A 26,345-nucleotide genomic window follows, 5' to 3' on the forward strand; every position below is an offset into this window, starting at 1 on the left:
GTAATGGCGCAGCGCCGAAGCGCAGTACCTAACGAAGACGGTAAAAAGCATGAATCTTCACGAGTATCAGGGTAAGCAGCTGTTCGCTGAATACGGCCTGCCAGTTTCCAAGGGTTTCGCAGTCGACACCCCTGAAGCTGCAGCAGAAGCCTGCGACAAGATCGGCGGTTCCGAGTGGGTTGTAAAAGCCCAGGTTCACGCGGGTGGTCGCGGTAAAGCGGGCGGCGTCAAGCTGGTTCGCAGCAAGGAAGACGCCAAGGCGTTCGCTGCCCAGTGGCTTGGCAAGAACCTGGTTACCTACCAGACCGACGCCAATGGTCAGCCAGTTTCCAAGATCCTGGTCGAATCCTGCACTGACATCGCCAAAGAGCTGTACCTGGGCGCTGTAGTCGATCGTTCGAGCCGCCGCATCGTGTTCATGGCTTCCACCGAAGGTGGCGTGGACATCGAGAAAGTCGCTCACGACACTCCTGAGAAGATCCTCAAGGCCACCATCGATCCGCTGGTCGGCGCTCAGCCGTTCCAGGGTCGCGAGCTGGCGTTCCAGCTGGGCCTGGAAGGCAAGCAAGTTCAGCAGTTCGCCAAGATCTTCGTAGGCCTGGCCAAGCTGTTCAAGGATCACGATCTGGCCCTGCTGGAAGTGAACCCGCTGGTGATCAAGGCCGATGGCGATCTGCACTGCCTCGATGCCAAGATCAACATCGACGCCAACGCCATGTACCGTCAGCCGAAGCTGAAGACCTTCCACGACCCGTCGCAGGACGACGCCCGTGAAGCCCACGCCGCCAAGTTCGAACTGAACTACGTTGCCCTCGAAGGCAACATCGGCTGCATGGTCAACGGTGCCGGCCTGGCCATGGGTACCATGGACATTGTCAACCTGCACGGCGGCAAGCCAGCCAACTTCCTCGACGTGGGCGGCGGCGCTACCAAAGAGCGCGTTACCGAAGCATTCAAGATCATCCTGTCCGACAGCAATGTCGCGGCCGTCCTGGTCAACATCTTCGGCGGCATCGTTCGCTGCGACATGATTGCCGAAGGCATCATCGGCGCTGTGAAAGAAGTCGGCGTCAAGGTTCCGGTTGTCGTTCGCCTCGAAGGCAACAACGCCGAACTGGGCGCTAAAGTACTGGCAGAAAGCGGTTTGAACATCATTGCGGCAACCAGCCTGACCGACGCTGCTCAACAAGTTGTCAAAGCTGCGGAGGGCAAGTAATGAGCGTCCTGATCAATAAAGACACCAAAGTCATCTGCCAGGGCTTCACCGGCTCGCAGGGTACTTTCCACTCCGAACAAGCCATCGCCTACGGCACCAAGATGGTCGGCGGCGTCACCCCGGGCAAGGGTGGCACCACCCACCTGGGCCTGCCGGTGTTCAACACCGTGAAAGAAGCCGTAGAAGCCACCGGCGCTGACGCGTCGGTCATCTACGTACCGGCTCCTTTCTGCAAGGACTCGATCCTGGAAGCCGCCTTCGGTGGCATCAAGCTGATCGTCTGCATCACCGAGGGTATTCCTACCCTCGACATGCTGGACGCCAAGGTCAAGTGCGACGAGCTGGGCGTGACCCTGATCGGCCCGAACTGCCCAGGCGTGATCACTCCGGGCGAGTGCAAGATCGGCATCATGCCGGGTCACATCCACCTGCCAGGCAAGGTCGGTATCGTGTCGCGTTCCGGCACCCTGACCTACGAAGCTGTCAAGCAGACCACCGACGCCGGCTTCGGCCAGTCGACCTGCGTCGGCATCGGCGGTGACCCGATCCCGGGCTCCAACTTCATCGACATCCTGAAGCTGTTCCAGGAAGACCCGAAGACCGAAGCGATCGTCATGATCGGTGAGATCGGCGGTTCCGCTGAAGAAGAAGCCGCGGCCTACATCAAGGCCAACGTGACCAAGCCTGTCGTTTCCTACATCGCCGGTGTTACCGCACCTGCGGGCAAGCGCATGGGCCACGCTGGCGCCATCATCTCCGGTGGCAAGGGTACTGCGGACGAGAAGTTCGCCGCCCTGCAGGACGCCGGTGTGAAAACCGTGCGTTCCCTGGCTGACATCGGCAAGGCCCTGGCCGAGCTGACTGGCTGGGAAGTCAAGAAGTAAGTAACACGCAGTACCCCCCACGCGCACAAAGGCCACCTTCGGGTGGCCTTTGTCGTTTTTCTTGGCGATCGGCGATCACGCTTTTTGTGGGAGCGGCCTTGTGTCGCGAAAGGGCCGCAGAGCGGCCCCAGGGTTCTAGCGTCGATGCCAACTACCGCTGGGGCCGCTACGCGGCCCTTTCGCGACACAAGGCCGCTCCCACGCGTAGGAAAGCTCGATCCCTTCAATCAGGATTTTCAACCAGACATCTACCCAAATGAGCAATAAATTGTCGCCTAACACGTTCAACCAGACGACAAACACATACGCACATCGGACAAGCAGCACTGTGCCAGTGCGTTTGTCAGGCAAAACAGGTAGGCTACGCGTTCACTCTGTGCCCGTACCCCAAAAGGGAACGACACGCTAAACGGGTCTGGCTCACCAAGCCGGGCAGCATTTCCCTTCATCCTATGGGAAATCCCCTCCGACTCCCGATTTCAGCAGTGTGGTATTTCCTTAAATGAAAGTGTTAAAAGGCCAGGATATCCTGGCACTTGGCTTTATGACGTTCGCGCTGTTCGTCGGCGCCGGCAACATCATCTTCCCGCCCATCGTCGGCCTGCAATCCGGCCCGAACGTATGGATGGCCGCACTCGGCTTCCTGGTCACCGCGGTAGGCCTGCCGGTCATCACCGTCATCGCCCTGGCCAAGGTCGGTGGCGGCATGGACGCCCTGAGCAGCCCGATCGGCAAGTTCTTCGGTGGCCTGCTGGCGGCTGTGTGCTACCTCTCGGTCGGCCCGCTGTTCGCCACCCCGCGCACCGCGACCGTGTCGTTCGAAGTGGGCGTTGCGCCGCTGACCGGCGAGAGCCCGACGGCGCTGCTTATCTACAGCATCGTGTACTTCGCCGTGGTCCTGGCCGTGTCCATGTACCCGGGCAAACTGCTCGACACCGTGGGCCGTTTCCTCGCGCCGTTGAAGATCATCGCCCTGGCGGTGCTGGGCATCGCTGCCTTCGCCCTGCCGGCCGGCACCATTGGCGAGGCCCAGCCTGCCTACGCGGCCGCTGCGTTCTCCAAAGGGTTCTCCGATGGTTACCTGACCATGGACACCCTGGGCGCCCTGGTCTTCGGTATCGTCATCGTCAACGCCATCCGCTCGCGTGGCGTCGAGTCGCCGAAGCTGATCACCCGCTATGCCATCATCGCTGGCCTGATTGCCGGTGTGGGCCTGGTGCTGGTGTATGTCAGCCTGTTCCGTCTCGGGGCGGGCAGCCATGACATCGCAGCCGATGCCACCAACGGTGCGATGGTATTGCATGCCTACGTGCAGCACACCTTTGGTTCGCTGGGCAGCGGCTTCCTCGCCGTGCTGATCGCACTGGCCTGTCTGGTGACTGCCGTTGGCCTGACCTGCGCCTGCGCCGAGTACTTCAGCCAGATCCTGCCGCTGTCGTACCGTACCCTGGTGGTGATCCTGGCTGGCTTCTCGCTGGTGATCTCCAACCTGGGCCTGACCAAGCTGATCATGTTCTCGATTCCCGTGCTGACGGCGATCTACCCGCCGTGCATCGTGGTCGTGGGCCTGAGCTTCGTGAAGGACCTGTGGAATTCGCCAACCCGCATCCTGGCCCCGGTCATGCTGGTGTCGCTGGTGTTCGGCGTTGTCGATGCGATCAAGGGCAGCAGCTTTGCCCACGTACTGCCTGACGCCTTGGCTCACCTGCCGTTCAGCAACGAAGGCATGGCCTGGCTGGTGCCTTCGGTGGTTACCCTGGCCGCCGCCGTGGTCTTCGACCGTATGCTGGGCAAGCCGCGCGAGGCGCTGGCCTGATGGATTGAAGCCCGAAGGGCAGGGCGCCGGCCACAAGCCGAAGGGCGCCTGACCAAGGTGGATATCGAAACCCCGCTTCCTGTGAAGGAGCGGGGTTTTTTATTGCCTGTGCCGGCCCTTTCGCGGGTAAACCCGCTCCCACAGGCACCGTGTGATCCCTGTGGGAGCGGGTTTACCCGCGAAGAGGCCAGTGCAGGAAAAGCCAAAAATGGCGCACATGTGTCTTATGGCGAATCCGGACGTCGAAAATCGGTCTGTTTCTCTTTGACGGGATTCCTGCATGAGCTTCATTCAAAACAACCTGGGCAACCTCCTGGCCGCCTGCTGGTTTGCCATCTGCTGGGGCGGCTATACCCGTTATGCCATCTGGAAAGGCCGCGACACGGCGTGCCTGGCCAGCGTGCTGCACCTGTACCGCGAAGACTGGATGCGCCGCATGCTGCTGCGCGACAACCGCATCGCCGATGCCAGCGTGATCGGCAACCTGGAGCGCAACGCGTCGTTCTTCGCCTCCAGTACCCTGATCATCCTCGCCGGTATCCTCACTGTGCTCGGTGCATCGGATCGCGCGCTGTCGCTGCTGGCCGACCTGCCATTGGTACAGCAGGCCTCGCAAGGGATGTCCGAAATCAAGCTGCTGTGCCTGGCAACGGTATTCGTCTACGCCTTCTTTACCTTCAGCTGGTGCATGCGCCAATACAACTTCGCCGCGGTGCTGGTGGGGTCGGCCCCGATGATCGGCGAGCGGCTGGTAAACGAGCTCGAGCGCAAGGCTTTCGCGTCCAGGGCAGCGCGGGTACTTTCGCTGGCTGCCAACCAGTTCAACCTGGGGTTGCGTTCGTATTACTTCGGCATGGCCATGTTGAGCTGGTTCATCAGCCCTTGGTTGTTCATGGTCATGAGCGTCGGCGTGGTATTCATCCTGTATCGCCGCGAGTTCCATTCCCATGTATTGGAAGTGATGGTGTTCACACCGACGGAAAGTGTGTCGGTAGAGCCAGGCAAGGACACTTCCGGTGTTGCCGGCTGAAGCCTTTCAGCGTTAAGTGACAGGCACAAAAAAACCCGACATTGTCGGGTTTTTTTGTATTGCTCGATTACTGCTTGGCAGGCTCGGCAGGTGCAGTGGTCGGCGCTGGGGTAGTCGGCGCGGCTTCCTCGGCGGCCTTCTGCTGCGCTTCGGCCTGATCTTTGGCGGCTTCGGCGTTTTCCTTGGCGGCTTCGTTCATCTTATCCTGAGCTTCGCCCATCTTCTCTTGGGCTTGCTCGGCGTGTTGCTGTGCGTCCTGGGCTTTGTCTTCGCTCGCTTTATCGCAAGCAGCCAGGCCCATGGCAGCGGCCAGCATCAGAGCAAAAGCAAAAGGTTTACGCATGGGGTGTTTCTCCTGGGTGGAATAACTTTACTTGTACCTTCGAGTTCACCGGGTACGAAGAAGTTCCACAAAGGTTACAGATATATAACTACCCGACCTATATAGACTTTTTATCCATTTTATGCAGCGAGGGAAAATGAACGAGACGCCGTTGATGGCGATGGCCGAGCGTTTTCTCTCGGCGCTGAAACATTGCCAGGTATTGCAGATGCGCGTGCACCATGCCGATGCCGACGGCATGACGCTGGTGCTGCCCTGGCAGCCTGCGATTGTCGGCAATCCGCAGAACGGCGCGGTGCATGGCGGCGTACTGACCACGCTGATGGACACCACCTGCGGCATGGCCACGCTCTGTGCGCTGCCGCGTTTCGAGGTGTGCCCGACCCTGGACCTGCGCATCGACTACATGCACCCGGCCGAGGCGGGCAAGGATATCTACGGGCACGCCCAGTGCTACCGGGTGACCCGCGATGTCATCTTCACCCGTGGCACTGCCTACCAGGATGACCCTGCGCAGCCGATCTGCCAGGTGGTCGGCACCTTCATGCGCCTGGGACAGGACGTCAAGGGCGGCATCCGCTTCGGCAACAGCCTCAAGGAGGGCCGCGCGTGATCCCTGCCGATATCCGTCAACAGCTGAACCAGGCCCATGCCCGCGGCGACTACCAGCCGCTGCTGGCGTTGATCCCGTATGCCGGGCTGATCGGCATCGAATGCGAGCGTCAGGGCGACGACCTGCTGTTCCGCCTGCCGGCCAACCCCGACAACATCGGTAACCCGTTGCTGCCGGCAATCCATGGTGGCGTGATCGCCGGCTTCATGGAGCTGTCCGCGGCGCTCTACCTGCTGATCTACAGCGAGAGCGCGAGCATCCCGAAGATCATCGATTTCTCCATCGACTACCTGCGCGCCGGGCATTTTCGCGACACCTACGCCCAGTGCCAGCTGTGGCGCCAGGGGCGACGGGTGACCAACGTCGCCATCACCGCCTGGCAGGGCGATCGCGACGCGCCGATCGCCACGGCACGCGCGCATTTCAAGATCGAACCGGAAAAGCCCTTGAAATAGTCTGGGCTGCCCCCATCTGTTGTACATCCGCCATCAAAAGCAGGCCAGACGGCCGCCAGGCGCCAACAACCAACAGATTGGAGTTTTGAAGACCATGAGTGTGGAGACTCAAAAACAAACCCTGGGCTTCCAGACCGAGGTAAAGCAGCTGCTGCACCTCATGATCCATTCCCTGTATTCGAACAAGGAGATCTTCCTGCGCGAGCTGGTCTCCAACGCCTCCGACGCCGTCGACAAACTGCGTTTCGAAGCCCTGGCCAAGCCTGAGCTGCTCGAAGGCGGCGCCGAGCTGAAGATCCGCGTGAGCTTCGACAAGACCGCCAATACCGTGACCCTCGAGGACAACGGTATCGGCATGAGCCGCGAAGACGTCATCGCCCACCTGGGCACCATCGCCAAGTCCGGCACCGCCGATTTCATGAAGAACCTCACCGGTGACCAGAAGAAGGACTCGCACCTGATCGGTCAGTTCGGCGTGGGCTTCTACTCCGCGTTCATCGTCGCCGACAAGGTCGATGTGTTCAGCCGTCGTGCCGGGCTGCCGGCCGCCGAAGGCGTGCACTGGTCGTCCAAGGGCGAGGGCGACTTCGAAGTTGCCACGGTCGACAAGCCAGAGCGCGGCACCCGCATTGTCCTGCACCTTAAGAAGGGCGAGGACGAGTTCGCCGATGGCTGGCGCCTGCGCAACATCATCAAGAAATACTCCGATCACATCGCCTTGCCGATCGAGCTGCCGAAAGAGCAGGCAGCGGCCGCCGAAGGTGAAGAACAGCCGGCGCAGGAGTGGGAAACCGTCAACCGCGCCAGCGCCTTGTGGACCCGCCCGCGTACCGAGATCAAGGACGAGGAATACCAGGAGTTCTACAAGCACATCGGCCATGACTTCGAAAACCCGCTGGCCTGGACCCACAACAAGGTCGAAGGCAAGCTCGAATACAACTCGCTGCTGTATGTGCCGGCCCGCGCACCGTTCGATTTGTACCAGCGCGAAGCGCCACGCGGCCTGAAGCTGTACGTGCAGCGCGTGTTCATCATGGACCAGGCCGAGTCGTTCCTGCCGCTGTACCTGCGCTTCATCAAGGGTGTGGTCGACTCCAACGACCTGTCGCTGAACGTTTCCCGCGAGATCCTGCAGAAGGATCCGATCATCGATTCGATGAAGACCGCGCTGACCAAGCGCGTGCTGGATATGCTGGAGAAGCTGGCGAAGAACGAGCCCGAGCAGTACAAGGGCTTCTGGAAGAACTTCGGCCAGGTGCTGAAGGAAGGTCCGGCCGAGGACTTCGCCAACAAGGAGAAGATCGCAAGCCTGCTGCGCTTTGCCTCCACCCATGACGACAGCGGCGAGCAGAGCATCGCCCTGGCCGACTACCTGGCCCGCGCCAAGGAAGGCCAGGACAAGATCTACTTCCTGACCGGCGAGTCCTACGCCCAGGTCAAGAACAGCCCGCACCTGGAAGTCTTCCGCAAGAAAGGCATCGAAGTGCTGCTGCTGACCGATCGCATCGACGAGTGGCTGATGAGCTACCTCAGCGAGTTCGATGGCAAGGCCTTCGTTGACGTCGCCCGTGGCGACCTGGACCTGGGCAAGCTGGACTCCGAAGAGGACAAGAAGGCCCAGGAAGAAGTCGCCAAGGACAAGGAAGGCCTGGTCGAGCGCCTCAAGGGCGCGCTGGGTGACAGCGTGGCCGAAGTACGTGTCTCGCACCGCCTGACCGACTCGCCGGCGATCCTGGCCATCGGCGAGCAGGACCTGGGCCTGCAGATGCGCCAGATCCTCGAGGCCAGCGGGCAGAAGGTGCCGGAGTCCAAGCCGATCTTCGAGTTCAACCCGACCCATCCGCTGATCGAGAAGCTCGATGGCGAACAGAGCGAAGACCGCTTCGCCGAGCTTTCGCACATCCTGTTCGACCAGGCGGCCCTGGCGGCTGGCGATAGCCTGAAGGACCCGGCGGCCTATGTACGTCGCCTCAACAAGCTGCTGGTCGAGCTGTCCGCTTGATCTGACGTAGACAAAGCCCGCTTCGGCGGGCTTTTTCTTTCTGGCGAGAACTCACTTGTGGGAGCGGGCTTGCCCCGCGATACCTGCTTCGCGGGGCAAGCCCGCTCCCACGAATACATCTATCATGTGCTGACCCGTGAAGCCCAAGGAGAGCTGAATGAGCAAGGTCATCGTCGAATCGCTGGTCTATCACCTGTCAGGCAAAGCCTACGAGAGCCGCCTGGTCTATACCCAGGGCGCGCTGCCGCAGCCAGGCCTGGTGATGGCGCCGAACTGGATGGGTATCGGCGAGGGTGCCGAACGCATCGCCAGGGAAGTGGCCGAGCAAGGCTATGTAGTACTGATCGCCGACCTGTACGGCCAATCGGTGCGCCCGTCCAATGCCGACGAGGCGGGCGCGGCGATGATGCCGCTGAAGAACGACCGCGCCGAGCTGCGCAAGCGCATGCAGGAGGCGCTGGCGCAACTGGTGGGGCAGTCGAAGGCCTTGCTGGAGCCCGGCAAGGTCGCCACCTTCGGCTTCTGCTTCGGCGGCTGTTGTGCCCTGGAACTGGCCCGTACCGGCGCTGATCTGAAGGCCGCCGTTTCCTTCCACGGCACCCTGGACACGCCGAACCCCGAGGATGCCAAGCGCATCAAAGGCTCGGTGCTGGTACTGCATGGTGCTTCCGATCCGTTGGTGCCAAAGGAGCAATTGCCAGCCTTCGAGGAAGAGATGAACGCCGCCAAGGTCGACTGGCAACTGCTTAGCTACGGTGGCGCTGTGCATTCTTTCACCGATCCGAACGCCAATGTGCCGGGCAAGATGCAGTATGACCGGCGTACATCGGAGCGGGCATTCCGCGCGATGCATAACCTGCTCAAGGAAGTGTTCCAGCGCTGATACCGCAGGGGCCGCTTCGCGGCACAAGGCTGCTCCGACGGGGGGAACGCGTATTTCTGTAGGAGCGGCCTTGTGCCGCAAAAGGGCTGCAACGCAGCCCCCCAATTCAGTGGGGTAACTCGATTCTCGAAGTTTCCCCCGGCACCGTTGGCCAATCCCCCGCAGCCCACTTGGCCCGCGCTTGCTCGATCAACTCCGGGTCACTGGCCACGAAATTCCAGTTCATCCGCCGCGGCCCATCCAGCGCCGCACCACCGATCAGCACCAGCTGGCACGCTTCTTCGGCGTATAGCACCACATCTTCGCCCTCCGGCAGCACGACCAGGCTGCAGGCCTCCGCGCGCTCGTCGTTGAGCGACAGTTCACCGTCCAGCACATACAGGGCGCGTTGCTCATGTTCGGCTGGGACTGTCAGCGTCGTGGCCGATTGCATGTGCACGTGGGCATACAGGGTAGGGGAGAGCACCGGCACTGGCGACTCCAGGCAAAAACCATTGCCGGCAATCATGCGGATCTGCACGCCCAGGCTGTCACTGACCGGTAAGCTCGCCGCCGGATGATGGCTGTAGCTCGGCTTACCCTGCTCGTGCTCGCGAGGCGACGCCAGCCAGACCTGCAGCCCGTGCAGTCTTGAACCCTTGGCCAGCAGATCGGCAGGCGTACGCTCGACATGGGCCACGCCGCCTCGCGCGGTCATCCAGCTCACATCCCCCGCCAGCACGCGCTGGTCCGAACCCAGGCTGTCCTTGTGCTGGATTTCACCCTCGAACAGATAGGTGAGGGTGGACAGGCCGATATGCGGATGCTGGCGAATGTCCATGCCATGCCCCGGCGCGTAGTCGGTTTCCAGCATATGGTCGAAGAACACGAAGGGACCGATGCTGCGGCACTGCGCCGAGGGCAGCGGGCGCAGGATCGGCTGGCCCTCGACCGATTCGGCGCGTGGGCGGATGACCAGGGGACTGCTCATGGCGACACTCCTTGAGGGATGCCTGCAAGCATAGCGTTTCGCCGCCCGTGGCTGAACCGTCGCGGGTGCTGCCCGGTCTACTCTAGCGGTACCGGCAAAGGAGGCTCTGATGATTGCCCGCACACTGGCTTGCCTGCTGTTGAGCGCAGGCCTGCTCGACACCGCGCAGGCCCGCGACTATCGCTACAGCGACGCGCACCTGCACTACGTGGACTTCTTCCAGGAAACCGAGGGCATGCCGGCGCTGCTCAAGGCCATGGACGCAGCTGGGGTTGAGCAGTCGATGATCTCCGGCATTCCGGTGGCGAAGAAATGGCACGAGGACGAGCCCAAGCGCCCACGCTACTACGCCGGGGATGACGCCGACGCCTACTGGTACAGCGCCACCGACCTGTACGTCGCCGCTGCGTTGCAGAAGCTGCCGGCGCAGCAGCGTCGTCGCTTTCACCCGTTCCTCACCGGCTTCAATCCGGTGGACAAGAACGCCGTCAGCCATATCGAGCGCATGCTCGAACTCTATCCGGGGTTGTGGCAGGGCATCGGCGAAGTGTTCACCCGCCACGACGACCTCACCGCCCTGACCAGTGGCGACACGCCACGGGCCAACAACGAAGCCATGACCCGCATCTATCACCTGGCCGCCGAGCGCGATTTGCCGGTGCTGCTGCATTCGAACATCACCTCCAAGCGCGAGCGCAACCCGCTGTACCTAGCCGAGATCGAGGAACCGCTGCGCAACCACCCGCATACCCGTTTCATCTGGGCTCACGCCGGCAGCAGCCTGGAGATCCATCGGCACCAGGAGCAGATGGACTTTCTCCTGCCGGTGCTGACCCGGTTGCTGGAGGACTACCCGAACCTGTATGTAGACCTGTCCTGGAGCGTGCTCGAGCCTTACCTGCTCGACCCGCAAGGTGCGCCGTGCCCGGCGTGGGTGGCGCTGGTCGAGCGCTTCCCACAACGTTTTGTACTCGGCTCCGACCTGGTGGGGCGGTTCGACAGCCTGGGTGAGCAGATGCATGCTTTCGACCCCTTCCTAGATGCCTTGCCCGCGGCGGTGGCGGAGCAGGTGAGTCGGACAAATTTTCTCAACCTGCTGCCAAAAGCGGCGAAGTAGCGTGTTTTAGCAATAGATAGCTTTTTGATATCGCCTTTTCGTCTTACGCAATTTCCAGGCGGCCCGATACCTTCATTAAGCGACGGAACAACGCTTTTGGGAGGGATCCTGGAAATGAGCCTGAGACGCTTGAATATCGCCCCGCGCGCGGGCCTGGGCTTCGGCATCATGGCGCTGCTGGTAGTGGCGCTGGGCGGCTTCGCGCTGCAGCAGATGACCAGCATGCGCCAGCAGTCCGAACAGGTCGACAACAACTGGCTGCCGAGCGTGATCTCGGTGGGCCGCATGACCCAGGACATGCTGCGCATCCGCGCCTTGACCCTGCGCCTGCTGGTCAACACCGATCCGGCGGCCCAGCAGCAGAATCGTGCCCGCATCGAAGAGATCAAGGGCGGCTTGAGCAAGGCCCAGAACCATTACGATGGGTTGATCGTGCTGCCTGAGGAGCGGACCTTGTTCGACCGCTACCAGGTCCTCGAGCGCCAGTACATGACCTTGCAGGGGCGAGTGGTGCAGTTGGCCACCGATGGGCATGTCCAGGCGGCGGCGGCGCTGGTCAACGGCGAGATGAACCTGCTGGCCGACCAGATGACCGCCACGCTCAACGAGCTGATCGAACTGAACAATCACCAGGCCAACTCCGCCACCGACCTGGCCGAGGCCGTGTACAACGGCGCGAAGGTGTGGGTCGGCGTGCTGCTGGTGATCGCCCTGAGCCTTACCGTGGTGCTCGCCCTGGCCCTGACCCGCAGCATCGTGCGGCCGCTCGGGCAGTCGCTGAAGGTCGCCGAAACGGTCGCCACGGGTGACCTCACGCCGCAGATCACCGTGCAGGGCGACGATGAGCCGGCGCGCTTGCTGGCCGCGCTCAAGAGCATGCAGCAGAGCCTGCGCGAGACCATTGGGAGGATTTCCGACTCGGCCAGTCAGCTGGCCTCGGCGTCCGAGGAGCTGAGCGCGGTCACCGAGGATGCCACCCGTGGCCTGCAGCAGCAGAGCATGGAGATCGAGCAGGCCGCGACCGCGGTGAACCAGATGACGGCGGCAGTGGAGGAGGTGGCGAGCAATGCGGTGGCCACCTCGGAGGCTTCCCGCGAGTCCGACCAGATTGCCCGTCGCGGGCGCGAGCAGGTGCAGGCCACGGTCACCGCCATCGAGGCGCTGGCCAATGGCGTGGCGGGCAATGCCGAAGAGGTGGGGCAGCTGGCCCAGCAGGTACACGACATCAGCAAGGTGCTGGATGTGATCGGCTCGATCGCCGAGCAGACCAACCTGCTGGCGCTAAACGCTGCCATCGAGGCGGCGCGGGCCGGTGAGGCCGGGCGCGGGTTCGCCGTGGTCGCCGACGAGGTGCGGGCGTTGGCCCATCGCACGCAGTCCTCGACCCAGGAGATCGAGCAGATGATCGTCGCCATCCGCAGCGGCGCCGAGCGGGCGGTGCAGGGTATGCAGCACAGCGATGCCCAGGCCCGTTCGACCCTGGATGGCGCCCATGCCGCCGGCCAGGCGCTGGAGGCGATCGCCGCGGCCATCGGCCAGATCAACGAGCGCAACCTGGTGATCGCCAGTGCCTCGGAGCAGCAGGCCCAGGTGGCGCGGGAGGTGGATCGCAACCTGACTACCATCCGCGATTTGGCGCACCAGTCCTCGGCTGGGGCCGAGGAGACGTCTGCCGCGAGCCAGGCGCTGTCGAGGCTGGCGGTGGACCTCAATACCCTGGTGCAGCGGTTTTCCGTATAGAGACCTGGCCCGTGTAGGAGCGGCCTTGTGTCGCGAAAGGGCCGCGCAGCGGCCCCGGCACTCTCGCGGTGACGCTGAGATCCTGGGGCTGCTGCGCAGCCCTTTCGCGACACAAGGCCGCTCCTACACGGGGAGAAGTTGGGCTGAAGCACAAACAAAAACGCCCGGACCAAGGTCCGGGCGTTCTCGTTCAGCAGATCAAGCGATCACTTGCCAGTCCAGCGCTTGAGCACCAGGGTGGCATTGGTGCCGCCGAAGCCGAAGCTGTTGCTCATGACCGTGTCGATCTTGGCGTTCTCTTCGGTCTTGCGCAGTACCGGCAGGTCGGCGACTTCCGGGTCCAGCTCGTCGATGTTGGCGGAGCCGGCGATGAAGTTGTTTTCCATCATCAGCAGGCAGTAGATCGCCTCGTGCACGCCCGCGGCGCCCAGCGAGTGGCCCGACAGGCTCTTGGTCGAGCTGATCTTCGGTGCCTTGTCGCCGAACACTTCACGTACGCCCTTCATCTCGGCGACGTCGCCGACCGGGGTGGAGGTGCCGTGGGTGTTCAGGTAGTCGATCGGGGTGTCGACGGTGGACAGCGCCTGCTGCATGCAGCGGATCGCGCCTTCGCCGCTCGGGGCAACCATGTCGTAGCCGTCGGAAGTCGCGCCGTAGCCGACGATCTCGGCGTAGATCTTGGCGCCACGGGCCAGGGCATGTTCCAGCTCCTCGACCACCACCATGCCGCCGCCACCAGCGATGACGAAGCCATCACGGTCGGCGTCGTAGGCGCGCGAGGCCAGTTCCGGGGTTTCGTTGCGCTTGGTCGACAGGGCGCCCATGGCGTCGAACAGGAACGACTGGCTCCAGTGCTCTTCTTCACCGCCACCGGCGAAGACGATGTCCTGCTTGCCCCACTGGATCTGCTCCAGGGCGGTGCCGATGCAGTGCGCGGAGGTGGCGCAGGCCGACGAGATCGAGTAGTTGATGCCCTTGATCTTGAACGGGGTGGCCAGGCACGCCGACACGGTGCTGCCCATGGTGCGGGTGACGCGGTACGGGCCGACGCGCTTGACGCCTTTTTCGCGCAGGGTGTCCAGGGCTTCCATCTGGTTCAGGGTGGAAGCGCCGCCGGAGCCGGCAACCAGGCCGGTGCGCGGGTTGGAAACCTGCTCTTCGGTCAGGCCGGCATCCTTGATCGCGTCCTGCATGGCGAGGTACGCATAGGCGGCGGCGTGGCCGACGAAGCGATAGACCTTGCGGTCGATCAGCTCTTCGAGGTTGAGGTCGATGGAACCGGAAACCTGGCTACGCAGCCCCATTTCCTTGTATTCCGGGTTGTAGCGGATACCCGGACGGCTGTTGCGCAGGTTTTCGGTGACGGTAGCTTTGTCATTGCCCAGGCACGATACGATGCCCAGACCAGTGATCACGACGCGGCGCATGCGAATAACCCTTAGAAATTGTCAGTGGAGGTGAACACGCCGACCCGCAGGCCTTCGGCGGTGTAGATCTCGCGACCGTCGACGCTGACCGAGCCATCGGCGATGGCCATGTTCAGCTTGCCCTTCAGGACGCGCTTGATATGAATGTTGTAGGTGACTTTCTTGGCGGTAGGCAACACCTGGCCGAAGAATTTCACCTCGCCCGAACCCAGGGCGCGGCCACGGCCCGGCAGACCCTGCCAGCCGAGGAAAAAGCCGACCAGCTGCCACATGGCGTCCAGGCCCAGGCAGCCCGGCATCACCGGATCGCCTTCGAAATGGCAGGCGAAGAACCACAGGTCCGGATTGATATCCAGCTCGGCGACCAATTCACCTTTGCCGAACTTGCCGCCTTCCTCGCTGATATGGGTGATGCGATCGACCATCAGCATGTTCGGGGCGGGCAGTTGCGCATTACCGGGGCCGAACAGCTCACCGCGACTGCAGCGCAGCAGGTCTTCCCGAGTAAAGGCGTGTTGTTTGGTCATGCGAGCTCCTCAATAACCCCCTGCGGCAGGGGATGAATCTTCCCGGCCGGCCCGAAGCGCTAGGCATTCGAGGCGGCAGCCTACAGGTAGACTATTGCGTTGTGGTGAAAGTCACAGCGCACCTGGCAAAAGAAGTACAGGTGTGCACTGAAATGTTATTTTCCGGCCCTGCGGCGGTCCTGTCCAGTCCTTAAGACTGCCGCACTTTAGCATTTATCGCCAGTCGCGGCTGTCCGGCCCGGTAACCAGCGCTGCAGGATGCGCTGCAAATCGGTGCGTTTGAACGGCTTGCTCAGGTAATCGTTCATGCCGGCGGCCAGGCAGCGTTCGCGGTCACCCTGCAGCGCGCTGGCGGTCAGGGCGATGATTGGCAGGCCCTCGGTGCGGGGCAACTGGCGGATGCGTCGGGTGGCCTCGTAGCCGTCGACATTCGGCAGGCGGCAGTCCATCAGCACGGCGGCAAAGCGTTGTTGGCCGACCAGGTCGACCGCCTGGGCACCGTCCATGGCCAGGCTCACCTCGAAACCAAGGCTGCGCAGCATCGCCTCGATGACGCTCTGGTTGACCGGGTTGTCCTCCACCAGCAGGATCCGCCCGCCGCCTGCGCCGGTCGCGCTGTCCTGGGGCGTTGCGCCGGGCAGGGCGGCGGGCGCGCTGGCCAGGGCCAGCGGCATCTCCAGGGTGAAGGTTGAGCCCAATCCCTCGCGGCTCTCGCCGCGCAACTGGCCGCCCATGCGCTCGGCCAGGGTGCGGGCGATCGACAGGCCCAGGCCGGTGCCGCCGTAGCGGCGGGAGATGGTGTTGTCGGCTTGCTGGAAGGCCACGAACATCATTTCCAGGCGGTTGCTATCGATGCCGATGCCGGTGTCGCGCACAGTGCAGGTCAGCCAGATCAGTTGGCGGTCGAGCACCTGCCAGCGAGCCTCGATGGTCACTTCGCCACGCTCGGTGAATTTCAGCGCATTGCCCACCAGGTTCAGCAGAATCTGGCGGATGCGCGTCGGATCGCCCATCACCTGCAGCTGGTTCATGCCCGGCGGCAACTGCAGGCGCAGGTCGAGGTTGCGCTGCTGGGCGCTGTGCTGGAACGACAGCACGCTGCTGGTGATCAGCTCGCCGAGATTGAAGTCGATATGCTCCAGCTCCAGGGTGGTGCGCTCGATTCGCGAGAAGTCGAGGATGTCGTTGATCACCTTGAGCAGGTGGCCGGTGGACTCGCTGGCCACGGCGGTGTAGTCGGCCTGCTCGCCGGTCAGCTCGGTGGTCTCGAGCAGTTGCAGCATGCCCAGCACGCCGTTCATGGGGGTGCGCAGCTCGTGGCTCATCATCGCCAGGAAGTCCGACTTGGCGCGGTTGGCCTGCTCGGCTTCTTCACGGGCCTGGATCAGCTGGCCCATGGCCTGTTGCTGTTCGTGGGCGGCCTGGTCGAGGGCGCTGGCCAGGTTGTTGATGTGCCGGGCCAGGTGGCCCAGCTCGCTGTCGTCGACCACCGGCAGCGGCGCGTTGAAGTCGCCCTGCTGGATCGCCCGGACCGCGTGGCCCATGTCGCTGATCGGCTTGGACAGGCTGGTGGCCAGGCGTCGCGCCAGCAGGAAGGTGAACAGCAGGGCGAACAGGGCGAGGATCGCGGCCTTGATCACGATCTCCTGCTGGCGCTGGCTGAAGGCGTCGTCGGACATGCCGACGATCACCCGGCCCAGATAGTCGTCGCCGATGTTCGGCGCCGGCGCCTTGCCCTGCAGGAAGTCATTGTCCAGACGGATCTGCTGCAGGCGGATCGGTGCCTGGAACACCTCGACGCGCTGGGCGCGACTGTGGCTCTCGTCGGGCTGTTCGACGTACACCAGGATATGGTTGCGGCTGTCCTGCACCTCGAGGAAACGCACGTGCGGGATGCTCAGGGTGGCGCGCATCAGGCTCTCGAGCACTTCGTTGTTGCCCGAGATCACCCCGTACTCCGAGGCCGGTGCCAACTGGTTGGCGATCAGTTGCCCGGTGTGGTTGAGTTCCTGGCGCAGGTCCTGGATCCGCACGAAGGTGAAGAAGCTGATCAGCAGCAGGGTCAGCAACAGGGCCGGGCCCAGGCTGATGATCTGGGTGCGGGTGTGGATGTCCCAGCTCAGGCGCTTGCTCATGGAATGGGGGCTCCTTCGGCAAGGGCCAGGGCGGCGGCGACCGGGTCGATCGCCTCCAGGCCCAAGGCGCGGGCCACCTGCTGGTTGCCGCTGACACCGAAGTGCGCGGGGTAGAGGCTGCGCGGCCAGCGGCCTGGAGGCAGGTCGAGCAACTGCCCGAGCACCGCCAGCCAGTCGTCCTGGTCGCTGTAGGTGCTGGCCAGGGCGCCGGCGCGTACGAAGCCGACGTTCGGCCCGATCAGCGCCATCTGCCGGCCATAGCTGCTGAGCAGCACGTTCTTGGCCGACTTGGAGTTGTACAGGTCGGGATCGTCCAGGCCGAGCAGCACGTCGCTGTTGCCGAGCAGGTCTTGCAGGGGACGGCTGTCGCGCAGGTCGGGCCAGTCCTGGGCAACGATCTCCAGGCCCAGTGAACTGGCGGCCTGGCGCAGTTCGTCGAGCAGGAAGCGGCTGTGTTCACCGTAGAGCACGCCGATACGCCGCGCCTGCGGCAACAGGTAACGGGCCAGGCGCAGTTGCCGGGCAAGGGGCGGGTCGCTCCACAGCAGGGTCAGGAAGGCGGGGCGCGAGGCGCCCAGGCGTTGTTCGGCCTGCACCCGGCTGACCCGCAGCGCCAGCGCAGCCGGCCCCACGGTTTCGCCCAGGCGCCACTCCAGGGCCGGGGTGTCGAGCAGGATCAGGCGGGTGTCGGCCTTGAGTTTGGCCGGGCTTGGCAACTGCTCGACGGTCTGGAACCGCACCTGGTCGTTGGGGCGACGTTTTTCCAGGGCCGCGACGAAGCTGCGGATGCCGGGCTGGTCCTCGGCGCCGACCAGCAGGATTTCGCTGGCGGACAGCGATCCCAGGGGCCAGAGGCACAGCAGCAACAGGCGCAGCAGACGGACCATCAGAATTCCAGCTCCGCGCTGACGCTCAGGCGGTGGCGGCTGTCGTAGCGGTTCTGTTCCAGGGTGACAGGCTCGTCATCCAGGCGCTGCTGCCACAGCGCGGCCAGCTCCAGGTTGCTGCCTTGCACCTTGAAACGCTTGGCCAGGCGCAGGTCGACCCGCTCGTAACGGTAGCCGTTGAGGGCGTCGTCACCGTAGTAGAAGAGGGCGCTGGACCAGCCTTCGCCCCAGTCGCGCAGCCAGCCGGCCGAACCGCTGTTGCGGGCGCTCAGGCGTCGGTCGTCGGGGTTGCTGGCCCAGGCGTCGACATAGGCGTAGGTCAGTCGAAGGCGGTCGCGCTGGGTGGCGCGCCAGTCGAACTGCGCCTCGCTGCCGCTGAAGCGCGCCTTGTTGGCGTTGCTGGCGATGTACTGGTTGTTCTTCAACGGCTCGCTGATCATTCCGGTGATCTCGTCGTAGAACAGCTTCACATCCATGCTCAGGTCGAGGTCGGTGAAATAGCCGTTGTAGCCGAGTTCACGCGAGCGCATGCGCTCCTGGTCGAGGTTGCCCGGGCCGCGGGTCTTGACGAAGTATTCGCCGTTCTGCAGGCCGTAGCGGTTGGGCGTGAGGTTCTTGACCGTGTAGCTCCAGTTGACATTGTTCTCGAACATGTCGGGCGAACGGATCGCCTCGGAATACACGGCACGCAGGCCGTGGCGGGGGGTGATCAGGTAGTTCACCGCCATTCGTGGGGTAAGCGAGTTGCCCGACAGTTGCGAGTGTTCGTGCATCGCCCCGCCCTGGATGATCCAGTGCTCGTCGATGCGCCATTCGAGCTGGCCGAACAGGCGCCAGGTCTGGTCGTCGATGTTGCCGTTGAAGTAGGTCTGCGAGTCGGCCTTGTCGTAGCGGTAGTTCATGCCGCTGACCAGGCGCAGGCTGTCGGTCAGGCTCAGGGTGTCCTGGATTTCCAGGTCATAGCGGGTCTCGCGGGTGCTCTGGTCGACGTCGCCGCAGATCGTGCTGTTGCCGCCATCATTCCACTGGTCCAGCGCCTCTTGGCGCAGTCCGTTCAATACCGGGTCGGGCGAGGTAGGTGGATTGCCTTTGAAAAGGTTGCGCGCGACTACTTCGGCGTAATTCGGGTCGAGCTGCCACAGCCGTGTCAGCTGCGGGCTGAAGGCTATCGCAGCATCGCACGCCCGCCACACCTGCTGGCGGTCGAAATGCTGCGCCGAGCCCTGTACGTACAGGCTGTGTTCGGGGTTGAAGTCGATGTTCCAGCGTATCGAAGCCGCGTAGTCCTTGGCGTCGACGTCGGCGTCGTTGCCGGCCTGGTATTTTCCGAACACTGGCTGATACGTGTACGGCCGCTGGTTGCTGCCTTCCTTGGCCGCCAGTTGCCATTCCAGGGTCTGGTTCGGCGCCAGGGTGTGGCTGGCGTTGAGGTTGACGCGGTTGAGCCGGCGGCTGTCGCGGTAGTCGCGGCCGAACTGGTCCTGGTCGAAGCCATCGTCCTGCTGGCCGGAGAGCGACAGGCGCATATCGCCACTGTCCCAGCCAAAGCCCTGGCTCGCGTAGTAATCGTTGATGCCATCCTGGCCGCGGGTCAGCTTGACCCGCGTGCCATGGCTGTCGGCCGGGTTGCGGGTGAGGATGTTGACCACCGCCATCAGCGCGTTGGCGCCGTAGCTGACGGTGTTGGGGCCGCGGAACACCTCGATGCGCTCGATGTCCTCGATTGCCACCGGGATATCGCTCCAGTCCACCGTGGCAAGGCCTGCGCGGTACACCGAACGGCCATCGATCAGCACCTGCATGCGCCGGGCGTCGCTGACGTTGCTGCCGTGGTAGTTGACCGTCGGCTGATTGCCGGCGCCGTAGCCGATCATCATCCCCGGCACCAGGCGCAGCAGTTCGGGAATATCGCGGGCGCCGCTGGCACGGATCAGCTCGTTGTCGAGCACGGTCATGCTGCCCGGGACCGCCGCCGGGGATTGTTTCAGGCGCGTGGCGGTGAGAACCTGCGGCAGGTCCTGGTTGTCGATGAACAGGTCGTCGGCCACAGCCGGGCCGCCCAGCAGGGCAGTCAGCAACAGCAGGCGTGGATAGGGAGGCGTGCCAGGGAACACGAAACGGCCTTGTTTCAGAAATGAATCAGGCATGTTAACCGACCGTACGGCTTTTGCCAGTGATCGGCGGATGGCCTATTGCCGCATCGCACCACCTGAAGTTTCTCTATTGTGCTCGGGTGCGTGGGCGCGGGCTGGCCTCGCGATGCAAACGCACTGGTTCTGTCGCATCGGCACCGTATAATGCCCCCGTCGCCACTTACTTTATTGGTTAACGGATTGGATATGACTGAACAGCAACCTGTTGCGGTTCTTGGAGGCGGCAGCTTCGGCACCGCCGTGGCGAACCTCCTGGCCGAGAACGGCCATCCGGTGCGGCAGTGGATGCGCGACCCGGCGCAGGCCGAGGCGATGCGCGTCGATCGCGAGAATCCGCGCTACCTCAAGGGTATCCGCCTGCACGACGGCGTCGAGCCGGTCAACGACCTGCTTGCCACCCTGCAGGGTAGCGCGCTGATCTTCGTCGCCTTGCCCTCCAGCGCCTTGCGCAGCGTGCTCGCGCCCCATGCCGAGCTGCTGCGCGGCAAGGGCCTGGTCAGCCTGACCAAGGGCATCGAGGCGCACACCTTCAAGCTGATGAGCCAGATCCTCGAAGAGATCGCCCCCCAGGCGCGCATCGGCGTGCTGTCGGGGCCCAACCTGGCCCGCGAGATCGCCGAGCATGCGCTGACCGCCACCGTGGTCGCCAGCGAGGACGAGGCGCTGTGCCAGCAGGTGCAGGCCGTGCTGCATGGCCGTACCTTCCGCGTCTATGCCAGTGCCGACCGCTTCGGCGTCGAGCTGGGCGGCGCGCTGAAGAACGTCTACGCCATCATCGCCGGCATGGCCGTGGCCTTGGGGATGGGTGAGAACACCAAGAGCATGCTGATCACCCGCGCGCTGGCCGAGATGACCCGCTTCGCCGTGAGCCAGGGCGCCAACCCCATGACCTTCCTGGGGCTGGCCGGGGTCGGCGACCTGATCGTCACCTGCTCCTCACCCAAGAGCCGCAACTATCAGGTCGGCCATGCCCTGGGCCAGGGCCTGAGCCTGGAGCAGGCGGTCAGCCGCCTGGGTGAGGTGGCCGAGGGCGTCAACACGCTCAAGGTGCTCAAGGCCAAGTCCCAGGAAGTGGGTGTGTACATGCCGCTGGTGGCAGGCCTGCATGCCATCCTGTTCGAAGGTCGCACGCTCAACCAGGTGATCGAGCACCTGATGCGCGCCGAGCCCAAGACCGATGTCGATTTCATTTCCACCAGCGGTTTCAACTGAAGGAGCGACCCATGAACGATACCCCCGAGCGCGCCAAGCGCGAGTCGATCATCCTGCGGGTGCTGTGGATGCTGGTGTTCCTGGTGGCCTGGCAACTGGCCGAGCTGCTGCTCGGCGGCCTGGTGCTGGTGCAACTGATCTACCGGCTGATCTACGGCGCGCCCAGCGCCAGCCTGATGAACTTCGGCGACAGCCTCAGCCAGTACCTGGCGCAGATCGGCCGTTTCGGCACCTTCCACAGCGACCAGAAACCCTGGCCGTTCGCCGACTGGCCAGCGCCGCGTGCTCCGGAAGGCGAGGCGCCGCACGCCGTCGCCCCGGCTGCGCATCCGCTGCGTGACGAGGAGCCCAAGCTGTGAAGCTCTGGGTGCTGCGCCACGGCGAGGCCGAGCCACGGGCCAATACCGACGCCGAGCGGCGCCTGACCGCCCATGGTCGCGAACAGGTGCTGCACAGCGCCGCGCGGCTGCTGGGCCAGCCGTTGCAGGCGATCATTGCCAGCCCCTACGTGCGTGCCCAGCAGACCGCCGCCTTGGTGCACGGCGCGCTCGGCTTTGCCGAACCGGTGCGCACAGTGCCCTGGCTGACCCCGGAGAGCGACGCGCAGAAGGTGATCGGTGAGGTCGAGCGCCTGGGGCTGGAGCATGTGCTGCTGGTCAGTCACCAGCCGCTGGTGGGGACGTTGGTGGGGATGCTCGAGCATGGCCACGGCCAGCAGCCAGCGCCGCTGAGCACGGCCAGCCTGGCTGAGCTGGAAGGCGACTGGCCGCTGGCCGGGCTGATGACCGTGCGTGGGTTGTATCACGCAGGCTGATGCCTGGTTAAGGCCCTGTGGGAGATCACCCAGCCTCCAGGGTGTGTTGGCGTGTAGAGCACTGGGACGTGGGAGCGGCTTGCACTTCTACAGCGGCGTTGTCGGTGTCATCTATCGCGGGCGAGCCTGTTCCCATGCTCAAGGATTGGTTCTTTGAAAGCCAGATCCGCCAGCGAATGACCTGATCGCCCTTGGCGATGACCTTTCCGAACGTTGCCGCCCCCACGGCCCTTGTCGACAATGGGCCATCCATTCCCCGTGCAGAGCAGGCGGCCATGTCGCAGCAGATCTTCTTCGCCCACGCCAATGGCTTCCCCTCGGCCACCTACGGCAAGCTGTTCGCCGCCCTGGAGCCGGACTACGAGGTGCATCATCTGGCGCAGCACGCCCATGATCCGCGGTTTCCGGTCAACGACAACTGGCAGAACCTGGTGGACGAGCTGCTGCATCACCTCGAGCAGCAGGATGCGCCGGTGTGGGGTGTCGGTCATTCCTTGGGCGGCGTGCTGCACCTGCATGCGGCGCTGCGTCGTCCGGAGTTCTACCGCGGGGTGGTGATGCTCGACTCGCCGGTGCTGACCCGTGCCGATGAATGGCTGATCCAGGCCGCCAAGCGACTTGGCTTCATCGATCGCATCACCCCGGCGGGCCGCACCCTGGGTCGGCGCGAGGCATTCCCCGACCGCGACAGCGCCCGCCGCTACTTCGCCGGCAAGACCCTGTTCCGCCACTTCGACCCGGACTGCCTGGAAGCCTATCTGGAGCACGGCCTGGAGCAGGGCGAGGAGGGTTTGCGCCTGCGCTTCGACCCGGCCACCGAGATCAGCATCTACCGCAGCATTCCCCATGTCAGCCCGGCCCGACCACGCCAGTTGCAGGTGCCGTTGGCGATGGTACGCGGCGCCCAGAGCCGGGTGATCCGCAAGCACCACGCCCTGGCCGTGCGCGCCATGGCCAAGGGCGAGTACCACAGCCTGCCGGGTGGGCACATGTTCCCCCTGGAGCGGCCTACCGACACTGCCGGCCTGATCAAGGGCCTGTTCGACCGCTGGAGCCAGGCATGAGCGCCCAGGTCGAGGAGATCCGCCTGACGCTCGGCCATATCGAGCTGGCCGCGCACCTGTTCGGCCCGGCAGACGGCCTGCCGGTGATCGCCCTGCATGGCTGGCTGGACAACGCCAACAGCTTCGCCCGCCTGGCGCCGCAACTGAAGGGGCTGCGCATCGTCGCCCTGGACCTGGCCGGGCATGGCTACTCGGAGCATCGCCCGGTTGGCGCCGGCTACGCCCTGGCCGACTACGCCCATGACGTGCTGCGGGTTGCCGAGCAACTGGGCTGGGAGCGCTTCGGCCTGCTGGGACATTCGCTGGGTGCGATCATCTCGGTACAGCTGGCCGGGGCCTTGCCCGAGCGGGTCAGCCACCTGGCGTTGATCGACGGGGTGATTCCACCGACCCTCAGCGAGCAGGACGCCGCGGAGCGCTTGGGGCTGGCGCTGCAGGCGCAACTACGCCTGGAAGGCAAGCGCAAGTCGGTGTACGCGACCCTGGAGGAGGGCGTCGAGGCGCGCATGAAAGGCATGGTCGCGGTCAGCCGCGAAGCCGCCGAATTGCTGGCCCAGCGCGGCCTGATGCCGGTTCCCGGCGGCTACAGCTGGCGCAGCGACAACCGCCTAACCTTGCCCTCGCCGACCCGCCTGAACCAGGACCAGGCCATGGCCTTCGTCAAACGCATCGCCTGCCCGGCCTGTCTGGTGGTGGCCGCCGACGGCATGCTGGCGCGCCACACGCAGCTGCTGGAGCAGCTACCCTTCGAGCAGGTGACCCTGCCGGGCGGTCACCACCTGCACCTTAACGACGCCGGGGGCGCGGCCCTTGTCGCAGACTGTTTCAATCGCTTTTTTAGCATTCCTTGACTTGCACCGGACAAGTGTCGAGGCTTGGCGGGTTGAAAGGGAGACAACCATGTACATGCCAGACATCCACGCGCCTTGCCCCACCACCTGTGAGGGTGGTCGATGAGCGCACCTGTTTTCATGCGCGGCGCCATCGCCGCCTGCCTCGCCATCGCCAGCCCCCTGTTGTGGGCCGGCAGCCTGCCGGTACCGCCTGACGCCAAGGTGGTCGACCAGCGTCCGGCGGTGGAGCAGGAGCGGGTCTACCCCATGGGCCCGCTGCGCAAGATCAGCGGCCGCCTGCGGGTCGACGACAAGGTCGAGAGCCGTGGCCAGGTCAGCTCGGTGACCTATGAGCTGCCGGTCGAGCGCAGCGCCCGCGAAGCCTTCACCAGCGCCCGCGAGGCCCTGCAGCAGGAGGGCGGCTATCCGTTGTTCTGGTGCCAGGGCCGCGATTGCGGCGAGGCCAGCCTGTGGGCCAACGACGTGTTCGCCAATGCCCGGCTCAATGGCGGTGACGAGCAGCAGGCGTTCATCCTGTTGCGCCGTTCCGCCGAGGAAGCCGACACCCTGGTGGCGCTGTACAGCGTGACCCGCGGCAACCGCCGTGCTTATCTGCATGTCGAGGAGTTCGTCGCCGGCAGCCCGCTGGGCGAGCTGCTGCCCACTGCCGCCACGGTGCTGCGCGAACTGCGCGATACCGGCAAGCTCGACTACCCTGATCTTGCCGAGCCCCAGGCCACCTGGGCAACGTTGCTGGCCCGCAGCCTGAACCTCGACAGCACCTTGCGCGCCAGCCTCAGCGGCAAGGGCGCGCAAGCCTGGCGCGAGCAACTGGTCAAGGCTGGCGTGCGCAGCAACCGCCTTGAAGTGGGCGATGCCCCGACCGAGGGCCTGCACCTGGAACTGATCCGTTGAGTGAGCGCCACCATGGCCAACAATGACCGCCTGTTGATCCAGATCCTGCTGCTGACCTTGCTGGGCGCCGCGCTGTGGGTAATGGCGCCGTTCATCTCGGCGCTGCTGTGGGGCGCCATCCTGGCGTTTGCCAGCTGGCCGCTGATGCGCCTGCTCACCCGGCTGCTGGGTGGACGCGAAACCCTCGCCGCGAGCCTGCTGACCACGGTGTGGATCCTGCTGGTGGCCCTGCCGCTGGTGTGGCTGGGCTTCAACCTGGCCGACCACATCCGCGATGCCACCGCCTTCGTGCGTGACGTGCAGGTCGATGGCCTGCCTGACGCCCCGGCCTGGGTCGGCGGCATTCCCTTCGTCGGCGGGCGGCTGGTTGGCTGGTGGGAGTCGCTCGACCAGCAGGGTACTGCCTTGCTGGCCTCGGCCAAGCCCTATTTCGGCCAGGTCGGCAACTGGCTGCTGGCGCGCAGCGCGCAGATCGGCAGCGGCGTGCTGGAATTGACCCTGAGCCTGGTGTTCGTGTTCTTCTTCTACCGCGACGGTCCGCGCCTGGCGGCCTTCGTCCACCGCTTGCTGCACCGGCTGGTGGGCGAGCGCGCCGAGTACTACGTCGAACTGGTGGCCGGTACCGTGCAGCGGGTGGTCAACGGCGTGATCGGCACCGCCGCGGCCCAGGCCCTGCTGGCGCTGATCGGCTTCCTGATCGCCGGCGTGCCGGGGGCCATCGTGCTGGGCCTGGTGACCTTCATGCTCAGCCTGATTCCCATGGGCCCGCCGCTGGCCTGGATCCCCGCCACCGCCTGGCTGGTATGGAAGGGTGACTACGGCATGGCGGTATTCCTGGGGGTGTGGGGCACGTTCATCATCAGTGGCGTGGACAACGTGCTCAAACCCTACCTGATCAGCCGGGGCGGCAACCTGCCGCTGGTGATCGTGCTGCTGGGGGTGTTCGGCGGCCTGATCGCGTTCGGCTTCATCGGCCTGTTCATCGGGCCGACCTTGCTGGCGGTGGGGTATAGCCTGCTGTTGGACTGGAGCCGCAATTCGGCGCAGCATGTGTAGGAGCAACTGTCTTGCTCAACTGCTAAAGCTAGCGCGCCCCCTGTAGGAGCGGCCTTGTGTCGCGAAAGGGTCGCGCAGCGGCCCCAGATTCCGAGCAATCATCGAAATTGCTGGGGCTGCTGCGCAGCCCTTTCGCGACACAAGGCCGCTCCCACAGGGAGATAGTTCCCTGCGCGACAGCGCAGCCCAACGGGCTGGGCCATCTCCTGCAGCGACTATCGGCATCCGTGATCTTTACGCTTTCTTTATGCCC

General features: G+C 64.3%; 24 protein-coding genes and 1 pseudogene. 18 read left to right on the plus strand and 7 right to left on the minus strand.

All coding sequences use genetic code 11. The features are described 5' to 3' along the window. The first annotated feature begins 49 nt into the window (after positions 1-49). The 4 genes from sucC to DMX06_RS22900 all read left to right on the plus strand — a co-directional run bounded on the left by sucC (position 50) and on the right by DMX06_RS22900 (position 4,946). Positions 50-1,216: an ADP-forming succinate--CoA ligase subunit beta gene (gene sucC, locus DMX06_RS22885; RefSeq protein ID WP_023629628.1), complete on the plus strand. Its 1,167-nt coding sequence runs from the start codon at positions 50-52 to the stop codon at positions 1,214-1,216. Next, a complete protein-coding gene (gene sucD / locus DMX06_RS22890; RefSeq protein WP_004376004.1) occupies positions 1,216-2,100 on the plus strand; it encodes a succinate--CoA ligase subunit alpha in 885 nt (294 codons plus the stop codon). Before sucC ends, sucD begins: the two co-directional genes overlap by 1 nt. Before the next feature lie 502 nt (positions 2,101-2,602). Beyond that, the gene (gene brnQ, locus DMX06_RS22895) at positions 2,603-3,916 is read left to right on the plus strand and encodes a branched-chain amino acid transport system II carrier protein (protein ID WP_110739479.1); all 1,314 of its coding nucleotides are present in this window, start codon (positions 2,603-2,605) and stop codon (positions 3,914-3,916) included. 280 nt (positions 3,917-4,196) lie between these two features. Beyond that, complete coding sequence (locus tag DMX06_RS22900; RefSeq protein ID WP_110739480.1) at positions 4,197-4,946, plus strand: DUF599 domain-containing protein; 750 nt, start codon at positions 4,197-4,199, stop codon at positions 4,944-4,946. Positions 4,947-5,013: 67 nt separating this feature from the next. Here DMX06_RS22900 and DMX06_RS22905 read toward each other — a convergent pair whose 3' ends face one another. Continuing rightward, on the minus strand, positions 5,014-5,289 hold the full coding sequence (locus tag DMX06_RS22905; RefSeq protein WP_050706517.1) for a hypothetical protein: 276 nt from the start codon (positions 5,287-5,289) through the stop codon (positions 5,014-5,016). A gap of 136 nt (positions 5,290-5,425) precedes the next feature. Between DMX06_RS22905 and DMX06_RS22910 the strand changes: the two genes are divergently transcribed. From DMX06_RS22910 to DMX06_RS22925, 4 genes are all read left to right on the plus strand, one after another. Further along, the gene (locus DMX06_RS22910; protein WP_110739481.1) at positions 5,426-5,902 is read left to right on the plus strand and encodes a PaaI family thioesterase; all 477 of its coding nucleotides are present in this window, start codon (positions 5,426-5,428) and stop codon (positions 5,900-5,902) included. After that, positions 5,899-6,357 carry a PaaI family thioesterase gene (locus DMX06_RS22915; RefSeq protein ID WP_110739482.1) on the plus strand — a complete coding sequence of 153 codons (459 nt, stop codon included), beginning with the start codon at positions 5,899-5,901 and terminating at the stop codon, positions 6,355-6,357. The genes DMX06_RS22910 and DMX06_RS22915 overlap by 4 nt, the downstream gene beginning before the upstream one ends. A 94-nt stretch (positions 6,358-6,451) precedes the next feature. Continuing rightward, positions 6,452-8,359 carry a molecular chaperone HtpG gene (gene htpG / locus DMX06_RS22920; RefSeq protein ID WP_110739483.1) on the plus strand — a complete coding sequence of 636 codons (1,908 nt, stop codon included), beginning with the start codon at positions 6,452-6,454 and terminating at the stop codon, positions 8,357-8,359. A 157-nt stretch (positions 8,360-8,516) separates the two neighbouring features. Continuing rightward, complete coding sequence (locus tag DMX06_RS22925) at positions 8,517-9,242, plus strand: dienelactone hydrolase family protein (protein ID WP_110739484.1); 726 nt, start codon at positions 8,517-8,519, stop codon at positions 9,240-9,242. Positions 9,243-9,348: 106 nt separating this feature from the next. Here the strand turns inward: DMX06_RS22925 and DMX06_RS22930 are convergent, their stop codons facing one another. Beyond that, complete coding sequence (locus tag DMX06_RS22930; RefSeq protein WP_110739485.1) at positions 9,349-10,212, minus strand: pirin family protein; 864 nt, start codon at positions 10,210-10,212, stop codon at positions 9,349-9,351. Positions 10,213-10,321: 109 nt separating this feature from the next. Between DMX06_RS22930 and DMX06_RS22935 the strand changes: the two genes are divergently transcribed. The 3 genes and pseudogenes from DMX06_RS22935 (at position 10,322) to DMX06_RS26995 (ending at position 13,069) form a co-directional block, all read left to right on the plus strand. Next, a complete protein-coding gene (locus DMX06_RS22935) occupies positions 10,322-11,329 on the plus strand; it encodes an amidohydrolase family protein (protein WP_110739486.1) in 1,008 nt (335 codons plus the stop codon). 114 nt (positions 11,330-11,443) lie between these two features. Continuing rightward, positions 11,444-12,214: pseudogene (locus DMX06_RS26990) on the plus strand (MCP four helix bundle domain-containing protein); the annotation flags it as partial. A gap of 114 nt (positions 12,215-12,328) precedes the next feature. Next, the gene (locus DMX06_RS26995; protein WP_437181065.1) at positions 12,329-13,069 is read left to right on the plus strand and encodes a methyl-accepting chemotaxis protein; all 741 of its coding nucleotides are present in this window, start codon (positions 12,329-12,331) and stop codon (positions 13,067-13,069) included. A 206-nt stretch (positions 13,070-13,275) separates the two neighbouring features. Here the strand turns inward: DMX06_RS26995 and fabB are convergent, their stop codons facing one another. The 5 genes from fabB to DMX06_RS22965 all read right to left on the minus strand — a co-directional run bounded on the left by fabB (position 13,276) and on the right by DMX06_RS22965 (position 20,192). Further along, entirely contained in the window at positions 13,276-14,496 is a 1,221-nt protein-coding gene (fabB, locus tag DMX06_RS22945) for a beta-ketoacyl-ACP synthase I (protein WP_028690472.1), read from the minus strand. Between the two features lie 11 nt (positions 14,497-14,507). Further along, a complete protein-coding gene (gene fabA / locus DMX06_RS22950) occupies positions 14,508-15,023 on the minus strand; it encodes a 3-hydroxyacyl-[acyl-carrier-protein] dehydratase FabA (RefSeq protein ID WP_102684717.1) in 516 nt (171 codons plus the stop codon). 206 nt (positions 15,024-15,229) lie between these two features. Then, positions 15,230-17,158 carry a response regulator gene (locus DMX06_RS22955; RefSeq protein WP_110739488.1) on the minus strand — a complete coding sequence of 643 codons (1,929 nt, stop codon included), beginning with the start codon at positions 17,156-17,158 and terminating at the stop codon, positions 15,230-15,232. Further along, positions 17,155-18,045 carry an ABC transporter substrate-binding protein gene (locus DMX06_RS22960; protein WP_110739489.1) on the minus strand — a complete coding sequence of 297 codons (891 nt, stop codon included), beginning with the start codon at positions 18,043-18,045 and terminating at the stop codon, positions 17,155-17,157. Before DMX06_RS22960 ends, DMX06_RS22955 begins: the two co-directional genes overlap by 4 nt. Further along, a complete protein-coding gene (locus tag DMX06_RS22965) occupies positions 18,045-20,192 on the minus strand; it encodes a TonB-dependent receptor plug domain-containing protein (protein WP_181427884.1) in 2,148 nt (715 codons plus the stop codon). The genes DMX06_RS22960 and DMX06_RS22965 overlap by 1 nt, the downstream gene beginning before the upstream one ends. A gap of 192 nt (positions 20,193-20,384) precedes the next feature. Here DMX06_RS22965 and DMX06_RS22970 point away from each other — a divergent pair, with 192 nt between their 5' ends. The 7 genes from DMX06_RS22970 (at position 20,385) to DMX06_RS23000 (ending at position 26,092) form a co-directional block, all read left to right on the plus strand. Further along, on the plus strand, positions 20,385-21,410 hold the full coding sequence (locus tag DMX06_RS22970; protein ID WP_028690477.1) for an NAD(P)H-dependent glycerol-3-phosphate dehydrogenase: 1,026 nt from the start codon (positions 20,385-20,387) through the stop codon (positions 21,408-21,410). 11 nt (positions 21,411-21,421) lie between these two features. Beyond that, complete coding sequence (locus tag DMX06_RS22975) at positions 21,422-21,769, plus strand: DUF4389 domain-containing protein (protein ID WP_110739490.1); 348 nt, start codon at positions 21,422-21,424, stop codon at positions 21,767-21,769. Then, the gene (sixA, locus tag DMX06_RS22980; protein ID WP_110739491.1) at positions 21,766-22,224 is read left to right on the plus strand and encodes a phosphohistidine phosphatase SixA; all 459 of its coding nucleotides are present in this window, start codon (positions 21,766-21,768) and stop codon (positions 22,222-22,224) included. The genes DMX06_RS22975 and sixA overlap by 4 nt, the downstream gene beginning before the upstream one ends. A 275-nt stretch (positions 22,225-22,499) precedes the next feature. After that, positions 22,500-23,288, plus strand: a complete 789-nt coding sequence (locus DMX06_RS22985; RefSeq protein WP_110739492.1) for an alpha/beta fold hydrolase — start codon at positions 22,500-22,502, stop codon at positions 23,286-23,288. Beyond that, on the plus strand, positions 23,285-24,139 hold the full coding sequence (locus DMX06_RS22990; RefSeq protein WP_110739493.1) for an alpha/beta hydrolase: 855 nt from the start codon (positions 23,285-23,287) through the stop codon (positions 24,137-24,139). Before DMX06_RS22985 ends, DMX06_RS22990 begins: the two co-directional genes overlap by 4 nt. A 102-nt stretch (positions 24,140-24,241) precedes the next feature. Further along, positions 24,242-25,036, plus strand: coding sequence for a DUF4892 domain-containing protein (locus DMX06_RS22995; RefSeq protein WP_110739494.1), 795 nt, complete (start codon positions 24,242-24,244; stop codon positions 25,034-25,036). Positions 25,037-25,048: 12 nt separating this feature from the next. Beyond that, the gene (locus DMX06_RS23000; RefSeq protein WP_110739496.1) at positions 25,049-26,092 is read left to right on the plus strand and encodes an AI-2E family transporter; all 1,044 of its coding nucleotides are present in this window, start codon (positions 25,049-25,051) and stop codon (positions 26,090-26,092) included. The last annotated feature ends 253 nt before the right edge of the window (positions 26,093-26,345 follow it).

Source organism: Pseudomonas mosselii (genome assembly GCF_003205295.1).
GTDB lineage: Bacteria > Pseudomonadota > Gammaproteobacteria > Pseudomonadales > Pseudomonadaceae > Aquipseudomonas > Aquipseudomonas mosselii_B.

What these genes read in the sequence shown, in the direction of transcription:
- sucC (WP_023629628.1), top strand. Translation starts at nt 50, where the DNA reads ATGAATCTTCACGAGTATCAGGGTAAGCAGCTGTTCGCTGAATACGGC.
- sucD (WP_004376004.1), top strand. Translation starts at nt 1,216, where the DNA reads ATGAGCGTCCTGATCAATAAAGACACCAAAGTCATCTGCCAGGGCTTC.
- brnQ (WP_110739479.1), top strand. Translation starts at nt 2,603, where the DNA reads ATGAAAGTGTTAAAAGGCCAGGATATCCTGGCACTTGGCTTTATGACG.
- DMX06_RS22900 (WP_110739480.1), top strand. Translation starts at nt 4,197, where the DNA reads ATGAGCTTCATTCAAAACAACCTGGGCAACCTCCTGGCCGCCTGCTGG.
- DMX06_RS22905 (WP_050706517.1), bottom strand. Translation starts at nt 5,289, where the DNA reads ATGCGTAAACCTTTTGCTTTTGCTCTGATGCTGGCCGCTGCCATGGGC.
- DMX06_RS22910 (WP_110739481.1), top strand. Translation starts at nt 5,426, where the DNA reads ATGAACGAGACGCCGTTGATGGCGATGGCCGAGCGTTTTCTCTCGGCG.
- htpG (WP_110739483.1), top strand. Translation starts at nt 6,452, where the DNA reads ATGAGTGTGGAGACTCAAAAACAAACCCTGGGCTTCCAGACCGAGGTA.
- DMX06_RS22925 (WP_110739484.1), top strand. Translation starts at nt 8,517, where the DNA reads ATGAGCAAGGTCATCGTCGAATCGCTGGTCTATCACCTGTCAGGCAAA.
- DMX06_RS22930 (WP_110739485.1), bottom strand. Translation starts at nt 10,212, where the DNA reads ATGAGCAGTCCCCTGGTCATCCGCCCACGCGCCGAATCGGTCGAGGGC.
- DMX06_RS22935 (WP_110739486.1), top strand. Translation starts at nt 10,322, where the DNA reads ATGATTGCCCGCACACTGGCTTGCCTGCTGTTGAGCGCAGGCCTGCTC.
- DMX06_RS26995 (WP_437181065.1), top strand. Translation starts at nt 12,329, where the DNA reads ATGGAGATCGAGCAGGCCGCGACCGCGGTGAACCAGATGACGGCGGCA.
- fabB (WP_028690472.1), bottom strand. Translation starts at nt 14,496, where the DNA reads ATGCGCCGCGTCGTGATCACTGGTCTGGGCATCGTATCGTGCCTGGGC.
- fabA (WP_102684717.1), bottom strand. Translation starts at nt 15,023, where the DNA reads ATGACCAAACAACACGCCTTTACTCGGGAAGACCTGCTGCGCTGCAGT.
- DMX06_RS22955 (WP_110739488.1), bottom strand. Translation starts at nt 17,158, where the DNA reads ATGAGCAAGCGCCTGAGCTGGGACATCCACACCCGCACCCAGATCATC.
- DMX06_RS22960 (WP_110739489.1), bottom strand. Translation starts at nt 18,045, where the DNA reads ATGGTCCGTCTGCTGCGCCTGTTGCTGCTGTGCCTCTGGCCCCTGGGA.
- DMX06_RS22965 (WP_181427884.1), bottom strand. Translation starts at nt 20,192, where the DNA reads ATGCCTGATTCATTTCTGAAACAAGGCCGTTTCGTGTTCCCTGGCACG.
- DMX06_RS22970 (WP_028690477.1), top strand. Translation starts at nt 20,385, where the DNA reads ATGACTGAACAGCAACCTGTTGCGGTTCTTGGAGGCGGCAGCTTCGGC.
- DMX06_RS22975 (WP_110739490.1), top strand. Translation starts at nt 21,422, where the DNA reads ATGAACGATACCCCCGAGCGCGCCAAGCGCGAGTCGATCATCCTGCGG.
- DMX06_RS22985 (WP_110739492.1), top strand. Translation starts at nt 22,500, where the DNA reads ATGTCGCAGCAGATCTTCTTCGCCCACGCCAATGGCTTCCCCTCGGCC.
- DMX06_RS22990 (WP_110739493.1), top strand. Translation starts at nt 23,285, where the DNA reads ATGAGCGCCCAGGTCGAGGAGATCCGCCTGACGCTCGGCCATATCGAG.
- DMX06_RS22995 (WP_110739494.1), top strand. Translation starts at nt 24,242, where the DNA reads ATGAGCGCACCTGTTTTCATGCGCGGCGCCATCGCCGCCTGCCTCGCC.
- DMX06_RS23000 (WP_110739496.1), top strand. Translation starts at nt 25,049, where the DNA reads ATGGCCAACAATGACCGCCTGTTGATCCAGATCCTGCTGCTGACCTTG.